This is a genomic window from Conexibacter sp. CPCC 205762 (assembly GCF_030646155.1).
Classification (GTDB): domain Bacteria; phylum Actinomycetota; class Thermoleophilia; order Solirubrobacterales; family Solirubrobacteraceae; genus Conexibacter.
The window spans coordinates 36,001-48,509 of record NZ_JAUTDN010000011.1 but is presented as its reverse complement, the minus strand read 5'-3'; the positions used below and the strand labels follow the sequence as shown (position 1 = coordinate 48,509).

General features: G+C 72.5%; 13 protein-coding genes. 9 read left to right on the top strand and 4 right to left on the bottom strand.

Annotated features, from left to right (window positions below):
- Nucleotides 1-4: 4 nt before the first annotated feature.
- Nucleotides 5-583 (bottom strand): TetR/AcrR family transcriptional regulator, encoded by a 579-nt coding sequence (locus tag Q7L73_RS11555; protein WP_304689880.1) that lies wholly within the window; start codon nt 581-583, stop codon nt 5-7.
- Between the two features lie 105 nt (nt 584-688).
- Between Q7L73_RS11555 and Q7L73_RS11550 the strand changes: the two genes are divergently transcribed.
- From Q7L73_RS11550 to Q7L73_RS11540, 3 genes are read left to right on the top strand one after another with little or no spacing between them, the layout of a single operon-like run.
- Nucleotides 689-2,119: an MFS transporter gene (locus Q7L73_RS11550; RefSeq protein ID WP_304689878.1), complete on the top strand. Its 1,431-nt coding sequence runs from the start codon at nt 689-691 to the stop codon at nt 2,117-2,119.
- A 31-nt stretch (nt 2,120-2,150) separates the two neighbouring features.
- Entirely contained in the window at nt 2,151-2,675 is a 525-nt protein-coding gene (locus tag Q7L73_RS11545) for a universal stress protein (protein ID WP_304689877.1), read from the top strand.
- A complete protein-coding gene (locus tag Q7L73_RS11540; protein WP_304689875.1) occupies nt 2,653-4,008 on the top strand; it encodes a chloride channel protein in 1,356 nt (451 codons plus the stop codon). The genes Q7L73_RS11545 and Q7L73_RS11540 overlap by 23 nt, the downstream gene beginning before the upstream one ends.
- Here Q7L73_RS11540 and Q7L73_RS11535 read toward each other — a convergent pair.
- Nucleotides 4,005-4,520, bottom strand: coding sequence for a MarR family winged helix-turn-helix transcriptional regulator (locus Q7L73_RS11535; protein WP_304689873.1), 516 nt, complete (start codon nt 4,518-4,520; stop codon nt 4,005-4,007). The genes Q7L73_RS11540 and Q7L73_RS11535 overlap by 4 nt on opposite strands.
- Before the next feature lie 109 nt (nt 4,521-4,629).
- Between Q7L73_RS11535 and Q7L73_RS11530 the strand changes: the two genes are divergently transcribed.
- From Q7L73_RS11530 to Q7L73_RS11520, 3 genes are read left to right on the top strand one after another with little or no spacing between them, the layout of a single operon-like run.
- Nucleotides 4,630-6,048, top strand: coding sequence for an MFS transporter (locus tag Q7L73_RS11530; RefSeq protein WP_304689871.1), 1,419 nt, complete (start codon nt 4,630-4,632; stop codon nt 6,046-6,048).
- 15 nt (nt 6,049-6,063) lie between these two features.
- Nucleotides 6,064-6,789, top strand: a complete 726-nt coding sequence (locus Q7L73_RS11525; protein ID WP_304689869.1) for a YrhK family protein — start codon at nt 6,064-6,066, stop codon at nt 6,787-6,789.
- Between the two features lie 7 nt (nt 6,790-6,796).
- The gene (locus tag Q7L73_RS11520; protein ID WP_304689867.1) at nt 6,797-7,198 is read left to right on the top strand and encodes a hypothetical protein; all 402 of its coding nucleotides are present in this window, start codon (nt 6,797-6,799) and stop codon (nt 7,196-7,198) included.
- Here Q7L73_RS11520 and Q7L73_RS11515 read toward each other — a convergent pair.
- Both Q7L73_RS11515 and Q7L73_RS11510 read right to left on the bottom strand, forming a co-directional pair.
- A complete protein-coding gene (locus tag Q7L73_RS11515) occupies nt 7,195-7,989 on the bottom strand; it encodes a GIDE domain-containing protein (RefSeq protein WP_304689864.1) in 795 nt (264 codons plus the stop codon). The genes Q7L73_RS11520 and Q7L73_RS11515 overlap by 4 nt on opposite strands.
- 67 nt (nt 7,990-8,056) lie before the next feature.
- On the bottom strand, nt 8,057-9,271 hold the full coding sequence (locus Q7L73_RS11510; RefSeq protein ID WP_304689862.1) for an NADP-dependent isocitrate dehydrogenase: 1,215 nt from the start codon (nt 9,269-9,271) through the stop codon (nt 8,057-8,059).
- Between the two features lie 93 nt (nt 9,272-9,364).
- Here Q7L73_RS11510 and Q7L73_RS11505 point away from each other — a divergent pair, with 93 nt between their 5' ends.
- From Q7L73_RS11505 to Q7L73_RS11495, 3 genes are read left to right on the top strand one after another with little or no spacing between them, the layout of a single operon-like run.
- A complete protein-coding gene (locus tag Q7L73_RS11505) occupies nt 9,365-10,591 on the top strand; it encodes a winged helix-turn-helix domain-containing protein (RefSeq protein WP_304689860.1) in 1,227 nt (408 codons plus the stop codon).
- 46 nt (nt 10,592-10,637) lie between these two features.
- Entirely contained in the window at nt 10,638-11,228 is a 591-nt protein-coding gene (locus Q7L73_RS11500) for a hypothetical protein (RefSeq protein WP_304689859.1), read from the top strand.
- Nucleotides 11,225-12,469 (top strand): S9 family peptidase, encoded by a 1,245-nt coding sequence (locus Q7L73_RS11495; protein WP_304689856.1) that lies wholly within the window; start codon nt 11,225-11,227, stop codon nt 12,467-12,469. The genes Q7L73_RS11500 and Q7L73_RS11495 overlap by 4 nt, the downstream gene beginning before the upstream one ends.
- The last annotated feature ends 40 nt before the right edge of the window (nt 12,470-12,509 follow it).

Here is a 12,509-nt window from a genome sequence, read left to right as displayed (position 1 = left end):
GTGCTCAGCTCGCGTCGGGCGCGCCCGCGCGCAGGCCGGCGAGCAGCAGCGCGAGGTAGCGCTCGGGGGAGCGGGGGACGTCGGGGGTCGCGGCCGCGCCGAGCATGCGGTTGGCGATCACGAGGTCCTCCGCGTCGAGCGAGGGATGCAGCTCGCCGCTCGCGTGGGCGTGCGCGACGAGCGGCTCCAGCAGCTCCAGCATCATCGCTCTCAGCCGCCCGCGGATCTCCGGGTCGAGCTGGTGGGCGAGCGCCTCGACGAGGCCGCGGTTGGCCTCCTGCGAGGCGAGCGCGGCCTGCAGGAAGCGCGCCAGCGCGGTCTCGGCCGGCGCGCTGGCGAGGATCTCGTCGCGGACCGGGAGGAGCGTCTCCAGCAGCGTCGCCGAGACGGCGACGACGAGGTCGCCCTTGGTCGGGAAGTGGCGGTAGAGGGTCGCGATGCCGACCCCTGCGCGGCGCGCGATCTCGTCGACGCCGATCGTCAGCCCCTGCTCGCGGAAGGCGTCGGTCGCGACCGCGATCAGGTGCGCGCGGTTGCGCTGGGCGTCGCGCCGCGGGGCGCGTGAGGGGGAGGGCGTCGGCATGCTCCGCACAGGATATACCGGAGGGATCCCTCCGTTTGGTGCTACTGTGGTCTGCGATACGGAGGGTTCCCTCCGCTAAAGGCCCCGACCTCACCGCTCCTCTCCATGACCGCACCTCCCCGCCAGTCCCACCAGCGCACGCTCTCGATCCTCGCGATCGGCGCGCTCGCGTTCGCGCTCGCGCAGACGACCGTCATCCCCGCGCTCGGCGACATGCAGCACGACCTCGGCGTCTCCTCCAGCGACGTCACCTGGCTCGTCACCGCCTACTTCCTCGTCGCCTCGATCGCGACGCCGATCTTCGGCCGCCTCGGCGACATGTTCGGCAAGGAGCGCTACCTCGCCGTCTCGCTCGCCCTCTTCGCCGTCGGCTCGGTCGTCTGCGCCTTCGGCGACTCGCTCACGCTGATGATCGTCGGCCGCGGCCTGCAGGGCATGGGCGGCGGCGTCTTCCCGCTCTCCTTCGGGATCGTCCGCGACGAGTTCCCGCGCGAGCGCGTCCCCTCCGGCATCGCCCTGCTCGGCGCCGTCGCCGGCATCGGCGGCGCGATCGGCCTGCCGCTCGGCGGCCTGCTCGCCGACCAGGTCGGCTTCCACTGGATCTTCTGGCTCTCCGCCGCGATGGGCGTCGTCTCGACGATCGCGATCGTCAAGTTCGTGCCCGAGTCGCCGGTCCGCACCCCCGGCAGACTCGACCTCGCCGGCGCCGGCATCCTCGCCGTCGGCCTCTCCGGCGTGCTGATCGGGATCTCGCGCGCCAACGACTGGGGCTGGGGCTCGACCAGGACGCTCGGCCTGATCGCCGCCGGCCTCGTCGTGCTCGCGCTGTTCGTGCTGTTCGAGCGCCGCCACGAGCAGCCGCTGATCAACATGAGAACGATGGCGCGCCGGCCGGTGCTGACGACCAACCTGTCGACGCTGCTGGTCGGCTTCGGCCTCTTCGGCACGTTCGTGCTCGTGCCGCAGCTGGCCGAGCTGCCGGAGGCGACCGGCTACGGCTTCGGCCTCAACGCGACCGTCGCCGGCCTGCTGATGGCGCCGGGCGGCCTGATGATGATCCTCGTCGCGCCGCTGGTCGGGCGGATCGGCGAGAGAAGCGGCTCGAAGCTGCCGCTCGTCGTCGGCTGCCTCGTCGCCGCCGCCGGGCTCGTCGGGATGGCGCTCGCGCACTCCTCGATCGCGCTGATCATCCTCTGGGTCTGCATCCTCAACGCCGGCGTCGGCGCCGCCTTCGCCGCGCTGCCGAACCTGATCGTGCAGGCGGTCGACGCGCACGAGACCGGCGAGGCGACCGGCGTCAACACGATCATGCGCAACATCGGCGCCTCGATCGGCTCGCAGGTCGCGGCGTCGATCGTCGCGGGCCATCTGCTGGCGACCGGGCTGCCCGAGGACCAGGGCTTCAAGCTCGCCTTCCTGATGGGCGCCGCGGGCGGTCTGGCGGCCGGCCTGCTGGCGCTGCTGATCCCCGCGCGCAGGGCACTGACTCGACAGGCGACCGCTTCGCACGCTACGGTCGCCGCTGAGACCGCATGAGTTCGGCGGTCAGGGAGAGAGGGCGGCAGTCATGTTCCGCAACATCCTCGTCGGCGTCGACGGCTCGCCAGCGAGCGACCGCGCGTTGGAGCGCGCCGTCGAGCTGGCCCGTGACGGCCATGCGCGCCTGACGCTGCTGACGGCGGTCCCGAAGCCGCCCGGCTTCGCCGCCGGGATGGGCGACGCGAGCGCCGTCGCGGCGCTCGTGGAGGGGCTCGACCGGGAGGCGCTGGCGCGGCTCGCCGAGGCGGTCGCGGCGATCCCGGACGAGCTGCCGGTGACGACGCTCGTCTCGCGCAGACCGGTCTGCCGCGCGCTGCTGGAGCGCGTCTCGACCGGCTGCCACGACCTCGTCGTCGTCGGCACGCGCGATCACGGCCGCCTGCGGCGCTGGCTCAGCGGCTCGGTCAGCCGCGCGATGATCCGCCGCTGCGAGGTGCCGGTGCTGGTCGTCCACGACGACCGGCCGCAGCCGACGCGCCGCTCCGTGGTGCGCTTGACGCGCCGCCGGCCGTCGAGCAGCATGCCGGCGCATGAGCGCATCCGAGCCGCCTGAGCCCGCCGAGCCCGCCGGCGCGTCGCCGATCAGCGGCGGCGCCTATCTGCGGCTGATCGCGCTCGGTGCGCTGATCGGCATCCCGGCGGCGCTGCTCGCGGTCGGCTTCCTCGCGCTCGTCCATCAGCTCGAAGAGTGGCTCTGGACCGACCTGCCGGACGCGCTCGGCTACGACAGCGCGCCGTGGTTCCTCGTGATCGGGCTGCCGCTCGTCGGCGCCGCGATCGTCTACCTCGCGCGCACGCTGCTGCCCGGCGACGGCGGCCACAGCCCGCTCGGCGGCCTCAACGCCAACCCGACGCCGCCGAGATTCGGCCTCGGCGTCGCGCTCGCCGCGCTCGGCACGCTGCCGTTCGGGATCGTGCTCGGCCCGGAGGCGCCGCTGATCGCGCTCGGCTCGGTCGTCGGGCTGTCGCTGACCGCGTGGGTGAGACTGAACGAGGAGGAGCGCGGCGTCGTCGCGATCGGCGGCTCGTTCGCGGCGATCGCGGCGCTGTTCGGCGGCCCGCTGGTCGCCGGCGTGCTGCTGATCGAGGCCGGCATCGCGAAGGGGAGAGCGCTGATCGCGGCGCTCGTGCCGGGCCTCGTCGCGGCCGCGATCGGCTACACGATCTTCGTCGGGGTCGGCGACTGGGGCGGGATCGACGCGCAGAAGCTGTCGATCCCGGGGCTGCCGGCGTACCACGGGACGAAGCTGCGCGACCTCGCGATCGCGGTCGTCGTCGGCCTGCTGGCGGCGCTCGTGATGGCGGTCGTGCGGCGGCTCGGCGGCGCGATCGCCGAGCGCGGCCCGAGACGGCTCGGCCTCGCCGGGCTGCTGTTCGGCGGCGCGCTCGCGATCGGCCTGCTGACGCAAGTGGCGGTCTGGCTCGGCGCCGAGTCGGGCCAGGTGCTGTTCTCGGGCCAGTCGTCGGTCGCGACGCTCACCGCCGAGGGCTCGGTCGGGATCGTCCTGCTGCTGATCGTCGCGAAGGGCCTCGCCTACACCGTCTCGCTCTCCGCCGGCTTCCGCGGCGGCCCGATCTTCCCGGCGATATTCCTCGGCGTCGCGCTCGCGACGCTGGCCGTGATCGCGTTCGACATCTCGCCGACGGTCGCGGTCGCGATCGGCGCGGCGGCCGGCATGGCCGCGCAGTCGCGCCTGCTGTTCGCCCCGCTCGTGCTGGCGACCCTGCTGACCGGCACCGGCGGCCTCGACACCGGCCCCGCCGCCGTCCTCGCCGCCTCCGCCGCCTGGGTCGCGACGATGGCGCTCGACAGACGCGACGCGGCCCGCCAGCAGGCGAACCTCGCCGTCCTCCAGGACGCGACGGCGGCCGCGCCGGCGCGCTAGGACGTCGCCCGCGGGTCCGGGCCCTCGGTCGCGAGCAGGAGGTCGCGCAGGTCGGCGGCGAGGCGGCGCTGGAGGTCGGGGTCGATCGCGCCGAACAGCTCCTGCTCGGCGGCGTCGTTGGCGGCCATCACGACCTCGGAGCGGTCGCGGCCGCTGTCGGTCAGCACGACCAGCACCTGGCGGCGGTCGTGGCGGTCGACCTCGCGTCTGACCCAGCCCTGCTCCTCCAGCCGCGTGATGCGGTTCGTGATCGCGCCGGAGGTCAGCTGCGCGACGTCCTGCAGGTCGCCCATCGTGAGCGTGCCGCCGAGCCGTCTCAGCGAGCAGAGGATCTCCTTCTCCCACAGCTCGATGCCCTGCTTGGCGAGCCGGCGTCTGACCTCGGTGTCGACGTGGTGGGCCGCCCGCCGCAGCCGCCACGCGACCGCCTTCGCGGTCAGGTCGCGCTCGGGGAAGAGGTCGTGCAGGTAGTCGAGGATCGCGTCGACGCGATCGGGGGCAGTGTCGCGCACGGAAGACATCTCGAACGAGAACTCTAGCGACCGTAAAGAATCTTCACGTTGAAGGAATCTGTTACCTTCACGTTCAAGTAATGAGCGGTCAAAGGTTGTGAGTCAGGCGATGGGGACGGTTTCGATGCAGGCGACGGCGAGCGACGAGGCGAAGCGCCGGACGGTGGTGCTGACGGTCGCGCTGGCGGTGCTCGGCGTCTTCGTCACCTACGTGCCGATCACGTCGGTCAGCGTCTCGCTGACGAGCATCGGCGCGGCGACCGGGGCCGGCACCTCCGACCTGCAGTGGATCACCGACGGCTACATCATCCCGATGGCCGCGACGATCCTCTCGGCCGGCGTCTTCGGCGACCTCCACGGCCGCCGCCGCGTCTACCTGATCGGGATGGCGTTGACGGTCGCCGGCGCGCTCGTCGCCGGGCTCGCCGACACGCTCACCGGGATGAGCGCCGTCCACCTGCTGTGGGTCGGCCAGGCGATCTGCGGCGCGGGCGCCGGCCTGCTGCTGCCGACGACGCTGGCGCTGATCGCGCACGCCGTCCCGGACCTGCGCGACCGCGCCAGATACGTCGCGCTGTGGGCGACCGGGCTGGTCGGCGGCCTGGCGATCGGGCCGATCCTCTCGGGCCTGATCCTCGAGCACGCCGGCTGGGGCTGGATCTTCGCGCCGACGACGCTGCTCGCGCTGCTGGCCGGCGCGGCCGCCGCCGCCTGGCTGCCGGAGTCGAAGGCGCCGGCCGGCCGCCACCTCGACTGGCCCGGCCAGATCACCGCGACGATCGCGATCGCCGCCTCGATCTTCGGCGTGATCGAGGGCGGGCAGAGCGGCTGGGGCTCGCCGCAGGCGGTGATCGGGCTGGCGCTCGGCGCCGTCGCGCTGGTCGCCTTCGTCGTCGCCGAGCACCGCTCCTCCTCGCCGCTGATGGAGCTGCAGCTGTTCCGCCGCCCGGCCTTCAGCGCGGCGTCGCTGTCGGCGCTCGTCGCGCTCTTCGCGATCGTCGGCACGCTCTTCCTGCTGAGCCTCTTCTTCGGCGGCGTGCAGGGCCTCTCGCCGCTGGAGATCGGCTGGCGGCTGCTGTTCGTCAACGGCGTCACCGCGCTCGTCAACCCGTTCGTCGGCCGCCTGCTGGCGCGCACGAAGCCGCTGGCGGTGCTCGCCGCCGGGCTCGCGCTCGCGGCCGTCGCGATGCTGCTGCTGACCGGCCTGCAGGACGAGACCGCGTTCGTCCCGACGGTCTGGCGGCTGGCGGTGCTCGGCGTCGCCGACGCGCTGATGCTGAGCGCCGTCGCGGTCGCCGCGATCGACGCCGTGCCGCACAGGCTGGCCGGCATGGCCGCCGCCGCCAACACCGCGCTGCGGCAGTACGGCGGCGCGCTCGGCCCGGCGGTGCTCGGCGTGATCCTCACCAGCCGCGTCGCCGACGGCGCCTCGAGAGCGTCGGCGCTGCACACGGCGCTGCTGGTGAACGCGGTGCTGCTGGCGCTCGCCGCGCTCGCCTGCCTGCTCACGGCGCGCCGCGCCACCTGAGACACTGCCGCCCGGATGTGGCGGCCGGACCGGATCGCGTGGTGGACGGGAGCGCTGTTCGCGCTCGGCTCGCTGCTGTTCCTGATCCCCGGGATCGCGGCGCTCGGGTCGAGCGCGACCTGGATCGGCTTCGGCTTCGCGACCGGCTCGGTCTTCTTCACGAGCGCGGCGCTGCTGCAGCTGGTCGCCGCCTCCGAGGCGCCGCACCGCGGCAGGCCCAGACACGAGCGGACGCTGCTGCGGCCGCGCGGCTGGCTGCCGCAGCGGGTCGACTGGGTCGCGGCGGCGGTGCAGTTCCCCGGCACGATCCTCTTCAACGTCAACACCTTCGTCGCGCTCGACCACGCGCTCGACCCGCATCAGATGGACGTGCGCGTGTGGGGGCCGGACATGATAGGCAGCGCCTGCTTCCTGATCGCCTCCACGCTCGCGTTCGCCAACGCCGAGCACCGCTGGCTGTCGTTCCGCCCGCGCGACCTCGACTGGCAGATCGCCGCCTGGAACCTGCTCGGGTCGATCTTCTTCGGCATCTCCGCGGTCGCCGCCTTCGTCGAGCCGTCGACCGGCGACCCCGTCAACGACGCGATCGCCAACGGCGGCACAGCGGCCGGCGCCGCCTGCTTCCTGATCGGCGCGCTGCTGCTGCCGCTGCAGGCCGAGCGCCAGCAGCGGCGGCTGCGCGCGCCTGGTCGCGACGACGACCGTCCGGCGGATGGCGCGCAGGCACTCGGTACGGCCTAATCGGCCGATGCACACCAGACATCTCACCACCACCATCCGCGCTGCCGGCGGCGCGCTCGCCGCGAGCCTCGTCGCGCTGACGCTCTCGGCGGCGCCGGCCAACGCCGGGATCGTGCACTTCTGCAGCCAGGTGCTGAATCCGGGCTCGTACTGCGACAGCAGCAGCGTGAGCAGCCCGGTGACCTCGATATACGCGACCGCGACCGCGGGCGGCGACATCGCGGCGAAGGTCTTCTTCAGCGGCGGCGGCGACACCGGCTACACGCAGAACAGCACGCCCGGCGTGCTGACCGCGTGCGTGGTCCCGCTCGGAGGCGGGGGATTCGCGCGCGTCCGCAACCCCGGCGCCGCCGCGCACTCCTACACCGCGACCGTCTACTCCTGGCCCGACTACGCCCCCGGCTGCTAGGCGAACAGCGAGACGACGCCGGCGATCAGGGCGGCGACGCCGAGCGCGATCGCGGTCAGCGAGCCGATCCGGCGCCACTTCGCGCCGCTTCTGTGGCCGGCGACGATCTCTCTTTCGCTGCGGGTGGAGACGAGCAGGCGGCCGTCGCCGGGGCCGAAGACGAGCCGGCCTGCCTCGTCGCCGACCTCGCCGTGGACGTACAGCCGCGCGCCCGGCCGCAGCACCCACTCCTCGACCTCGAAGCCGATCGTGCCGCTGTCGTTGCCGCCGAGCAGGATCGAGGCGAACGAGCTGGCGCTGCCGCTGCCGAGCCCGTCCATCCGGTTGACCGACTTCTCGGGGTGGTCGATCTCGGCGCCGACGGCGGTCACGACCAGCCGGCCGGAGCCGTCGGAGACCGCGAACGCCGCCTCGGAGCTGAAGTCGGAGACGACGTCGCTCTTCTCGACGCGGCGCGTGCGGACGTTGCCTCTGTCGTCGCGCGTGCGCTCGTTCTCCCACCAGCGGTGGGTGACGCGCGTGCGGTGCCAGACGACGTCGGCTCTCGTCTCGGGCGCGTGGATCAGCTGACCCTCGGCCTCGGCGACGCCGATCACCTCGGCCCGCTGGGAGAAGCTGCCGCCGCCGACCTCGTCGCCGACGCCGCGCGCCAGATCGGCCAGCTCGCCGCAGGTGGAGGTGCTGGTGAGCGTCAGCGCGGAGGCGGCGGCCTCCTGCTTTCTGGCGCTGCGGAAGCCCAGCCAGGCGAGCAGGAAGAGGACCAGCGCGGCCCCGACACAGGCGAAGAACATCGAACGCTTCCCTCCAAGGAAGAGACGCGCCCCGCCCGGTGCGGGGCGCCTTCTTCCAGGTGATCGGCTACTTCATCGCAGCCTGGAGGTTCTCGTCGATCGCGGCGAGGAACTCCTGGGTGGTGAGGAACGGCTGGTCGGGACCGACGAGCAGCGCCAGGTCCTTCGTCATCTTGCCGCTCTCGACCGTCTCGATGCAGACGCGCTCGAGCGTCTGCGCGAACTCGCTGACCTCCGGCGTGTCGTCCATCCGGCCGCGCGCGGCGAGGCCGCGGGTCCAGGCGAAGATCGACGCGATCGGGTTGGTCGAGGTCGGCTTGCCCTGCTGGTGCTGGCGGTAGTGGCGCGTGACCGTGCCGTGCGCGGCCTCGGCCTCGACGGTCTTGCCGTCGGGCGTCGTCAGCACGGAGGTCATCAGGCCGAGCGAGCCGAAGCCCTGCGCGACGGTGTCGGACTGGACGTCGCCGTCGTAGTTCTTGCAGGCCCAGACGTAGCCGCCCTCCCACTTCATCGCGGCGGCGACCATGTCGTCGATCAGACGATGCTCGTAGGTGATGCCGGCGGCGTCGAAGTCGGCCTTGAACTCGGCGTCGAAGACCTCCTGGAAGAGGTCCTTGAAGCGCCCGTCGTACTTCTTCATGATCGTGTTCTTGGTCGACAGGTAGACCGGGAAGCCGCGATCGAGGCCGTAGCGCATCGACGCGCGCGCGAAGTCGCGGATCGAGTCATCGACGTTGTACATCGCCATCGCGATGCCGCTGCCTCTGAAGTCGTAGACGTTCAGCTCGATCGGCTCGCCGCCGTCCTTGGGCGTGTACGTGAGCGTCAGCGTGCCCTCGCCCGGGATCAGCGTGTCGGTCGCGCGGTACTGGTCGCCGAAGGCGTGACGGCCGATCACGATCGGCTTCGTCCAGCCCGGCACCAGGCGCGGGATGTTCGAGATCACGATCGGCTCGCGGAAGACGACGCCGCCGAGGATGTTGCGGATCGTGCCGTTCGGCGAGCGGTACATCTCCTTCAGGCCGAACTCCTCGACGCGCGCCTCGTCGGGCGTGATCGTCGCGCACTTGACGCCGACGCCGTACTGCTTGATCGCGTTCGCCGCGTCGACCGTGATCTGGTCGTTGGTCGCGTCGCGCGACTCCATCCCGAGGTCGTAGTACTTCAGCTCGACATCGAGGTAGGGGAGGATCAGCTGGTCCTTGATGAACTGCCAGATGATCCGGGTCATCTCGTCGCCGTCCAGCTCGACGATGGGGTTCTGCACCTTGATCTTGGCCATGGAAGCTCTGATGTCCTTGTTCGAGTCCGGAACGCCGCAGGATATTGGGGCGGCACGGATGCCGTCCGCCCGCGCGTGGTATGGATCTCGGCCATGCCGTCCACGCTGAGCGCGAGAGCCGCGCGCCGCATCGCGCTCGCTGCGCAGGGGTTCGCCGACAGACGGCCGGCCGGCGCGGTCACGGCGCGTCACCTGCGCAGAGCGATCGCCCAGCTCGGGCTGCTGCAGCTCGACTCCGTCAACGTCTTCTCGCGCACCCACTACGTGCCGCTCTTCTCGCGGCTGGGCCCGTATCCGCGCGACGCGCTCGACCGCATGGCCGCGCACACCGACGGCCGCGTCAGACGCGAGCTGTTCGAGTACTGGGCGCACGAGGCGTCGCTCGTGCCGCTGGCGCTGCAGCCGCACCTGCGCTGGCGGATGGCGCGTGCCGGGCAGGACGCCTGGGGTGGCGTGCGGCGGATCGCGAGCGAGCAGCCGGAGCTGGTCGCGCGGGTGAAGCAGCTGGTGCGGGAGCGCGGGCCGATCCGTGCCGGCGAGACCGACTCCGAGCGCGCCGTCAAGCAGCCGGGCGAGATGTGGAACTGGCACGACGGCAAGGTCGCGCTGGAGTGGCTGTTCTGGTCGGGCCAGGTGACGGCGGCGCGGCGGATCAACTTCGAGCGCCGCTACGACCTGATGGAGCGGGTGCTCCCGCCGGCGCTGCTGGAGCAGCCGACGCCGCCGGTCGAGGAGTCGCAGCGCGAGCTGCTGCGGGTCGCGGCGAGAGCGCACGGCGTCGCGACCGAGCCCGACCTCGGCGACTACTTCCGCCTGCCGCGGAGGGAGTCGAAGCTGCGCGTCGCGGAGCTGGTCGAGGCCGGCGAGCTGGAGCCGGTGACCGTCGAGGGCTGGGACGCGCCCGCCTACCTGTGGCCGCAGGCGCGCAAGCCGCGCAGGGTCGAGGCGCGCGCCCTGCTGAGCCCGTTCGACTCGCTCATATGGTTCCGCCCGCGGACCGAGCGGATCTTCGGCTTCCACTACCGGATCGAGATCTACACGCCGCAGCCCAAGCGCGTCTACGGCTACTACGTGCTGCCGTTCCTGCTCGGCGACGCGCTCGTCGGCCGCGTCGACCTCAAGTCAGACCGCCAGGCCGGCCTCCTGCGCGTGCAGGGCGCCTACCTCGAAGCGGGCGCCGAGGCCGACCGCGTCGCGCCCGAGCTGGCCGCCGAGCTGGCGGTCACGGCCGCCTGGCTGGGGCTGGAGAACGGCGTCGTCGTCGGCGGCAGAGGCGACCTCGCGGCACCACTGCGCGCCGCCGTCTGCGTAGTTCAGTAGTCCACTACTGAAGACGCCGCAGACGTGCGCGCGGAGACTGCGCGCCATGAACATCTTCGTCGCCTTCATCCCCTGGGTCCTCTTCAGCGTCGTCTCGCAGCGCGACGACGTCGCTGTCGCCGGGCTCGTCGCGCTCGTCGCCGCGATAGCGATTGCACTGCCCTCGTTCGCGAAGGGCAGACCGAAGATCCTCGACATCGGCGCGATCGTCTCGTTCGCGGCCTTCGCGGCGATCGGGCTCGCGGCCGGCAACGACGCCGAGTGGCTGACCAACTTCGCGCGCGGCCTCGCGACCGCCGCGCTCGCCGCCGTCGCGCTGCTGTCGCTGCTGTTCACGCCGTTCACCGAGCAGTACGCGAGAGAGACCACGCCGCCGGAGATCTGGGAGTCGCCGATCTTCAAGCGCGTCAACCGCGAGCTGACGCTGATGTGGGGGCTCGTCTTCGCCGCGATGGTCCCGTTCCACATCCTCGCCGGCGCGATCGACACGCAGCGCGCCAACACCTTCTTCAACTGGGTGATCCCGATCGGCCTGATCGTCTGGGCCGTCAAGCGGACCGAGGCCGTCAGCGCCGCCGCCGGCGACGAGGCCGACCGCAAGCAGGCCGCCACCCCTGACACGCGGAGCATCGCATGAGCCACTCCCTCCTCCATCGCAGCCACCCGGCGATCGCGCCGAAGTTCGGCGACGACGACTTCCAGTTCGGCTTCGAGATCGCGCTCGGCGCGACCTACCGCGGCGCCGCCGACGTCGGCGAGGTGCTGGCGACGGCCGAGCGGATCAAGAACGGCGACGCCGACGCCTGGGTGCGCGAGTGGAGCGCGACCGCCGGCGCCGCCTGGGCCGCCGCCGGCGGCGCGGAGCAGAAGGGCCGCCGCGTCAGCGCGCTCTCCGGCTACCGCCGCGCGGCGACCTACTACGCGACCGCGCTGCACGCGATCGCGCGCAGCAGCGAGGCCGCGCGCCGCGACGAGATCTGGCGCCGCCACCGCGCCTGCTGGGAGAAGGTCGTCGACCTGACGCCGAAGCCGGGCGAGCGCTACGCGATCGCGTACGAGCAGACGACGCTGCCGGGCTGGTTCTTCCCCGCGCTCGACGCGCAGCCGGGCGAGCGGCGGCCGACGGTCGTGATGGTCAACGGCAGCGACGGCGCGACCTCGCAGCTGTGGGTCCACGGCGGCGCCGCCGCGGCCGAGCGCGGCTGGCACTGGACGACCTTCGACGGCCCCGGCCAGCAGTCGGCGCTGTTCGAGCAGGGGATCCCGTTCCGCCACGACTGGGAGGCGGTGCTGACGCCGGTGCTCGACACGCTGCTGCAGCGTCCCGACGTCGACCCCGAGCGGATCGTCGTCGTCGGCATCAGCCAGGCCGGCTTCTGGGTGCCGCGCGCGCTCGCCTTCGAGCACCGCTTCGCGGCCGCGGTCGTCGACCCGGGCGTGACCGACGTCGCCAGCTCCTGGATCGACCCGCTGCCGGGCTCGCTGCGCAAGGAGCTGGCGGAGGGCAAGCAGCAGCAGTTCGACCGCAACATGCACGTCGGCGAGCTGATCTCGCCCTCGACGCGCGCCGTGCTCTCCTTCCGCGGCGAGCCGTACGGGATCGGCTCCGACTCGCGCTACGAGCTGTACAGAGCGGTCGAGGCCTACCGCCTCGGCGACGAGGTCGGGCAGATCGCGACACCGCTGCTGATCACCGACCCGGAGGGCGAGCAGTTCTGGCCGGGCCAGTCGCAGGCGCTGCTGGAGCGGCTGCCGGGCGTCGCCGAGCTGGTCGCCTTCGCCGCCGCCGACGGCGCCGGCCGCCACTGCGAGCCGCTCGCCTCCGCCGCGCGTGACGCGGTCGTCTTCGACTGGCTGGAGGAGCGGCTCTCGCGCTAGCCCGAGAAGGAGCCTCCGGCGAGTTCTCGCTAGCTGAACA

Coding starts and splice junctions, on each gene's coding strand:
- Q7L73_RS11555 (WP_304689880.1), bottom strand. CDS start 583: ATGCCGACGCCCTCCCCCTCACGCGCCCCGCGGCGCGACGCCCAGCGC.
- Q7L73_RS11550 (WP_304689878.1), top strand. CDS start 689: ATGACCGCACCTCCCCGCCAGTCCCACCAGCGCACGCTCTCGATCCTC.
- Q7L73_RS11545 (WP_304689877.1), top strand. CDS start 2,151: ATGTTCCGCAACATCCTCGTCGGCGTCGACGGCTCGCCAGCGAGCGAC.
- Q7L73_RS11540 (WP_304689875.1), top strand. CDS start 2,653: ATGAGCGCATCCGAGCCGCCTGAGCCCGCCGAGCCCGCCGGCGCGTCG.
- Q7L73_RS11530 (WP_304689871.1), top strand. CDS start 4,630: ATGGGGACGGTTTCGATGCAGGCGACGGCGAGCGACGAGGCGAAGCGC.
- Q7L73_RS11525 (WP_304689869.1), top strand. CDS start 6,064: ATGTGGCGGCCGGACCGGATCGCGTGGTGGACGGGAGCGCTGTTCGCG.
- Q7L73_RS11520 (WP_304689867.1), top strand. CDS start 6,797: ATGCACACCAGACATCTCACCACCACCATCCGCGCTGCCGGCGGCGCG.
- Q7L73_RS11515 (WP_304689864.1), bottom strand. CDS start 7,989: ATGTTCTTCGCCTGTGTCGGGGCCGCGCTGGTCCTCTTCCTGCTCGCC.
- Q7L73_RS11510 (WP_304689862.1), bottom strand. CDS start 9,271: ATGGCCAAGATCAAGGTGCAGAACCCCATCGTCGAGCTGGACGGCGAC.
- Q7L73_RS11505 (WP_304689860.1), top strand. CDS start 9,365: ATGCCGTCCACGCTGAGCGCGAGAGCCGCGCGCCGCATCGCGCTCGCT.
- Q7L73_RS11500 (WP_304689859.1), top strand. CDS start 10,638: ATGAACATCTTCGTCGCCTTCATCCCCTGGGTCCTCTTCAGCGTCGTC.
- Q7L73_RS11495 (WP_304689856.1), top strand. CDS start 11,225: ATGAGCCACTCCCTCCTCCATCGCAGCCACCCGGCGATCGCGCCGAAG.